The organism is Bradyrhizobium sp. Kon58 (assembly GCF_055807455.1).
In genome coordinates this window covers 1-246 of the sequence record NZ_JBVVOT010000599.1, presented here as the reverse complement: position 1 = coordinate 246, position 246 = coordinate 1, and the positions used below count along the sequence as shown (strand labels likewise).

Genomic DNA, 246 nt, shown 5'->3' with positions numbered 1-246 from the left:
GCGTAGATCCCGACGATCTTGGGCGTCCAAAAGCCCTGGGGCGTGGGGATCTACGCTGATTACGGCAACCCCAAGGGCCATTTGCTGGTCAACGACAAACACCTGATGGCGCATTGGCCGACACTGTCGCCGGTGCGCTTCAACCTGCGCGTGGCACCCCAGGATGTGCCGCCGCTGATCGCCCAGGTGCAGGGAGAATTCGCCCTGGAAGACAGCCGCATCGTCGATCAACAGCAACTCAAGGGT

General features: G+C 61.8%; 1 protein-coding gene. It reads left to right on the top strand.

Translation table 11 applies throughout. The annotated features are described in order from the left end of the window. Positions 1-18 precede the first annotated feature (18 nt). Positions 19-246: hypothetical protein (locus AC0L20_RS41630; RefSeq protein WP_473295932.1), on the top strand; the 228-nt coding region annotated here is incomplete at its 3' end.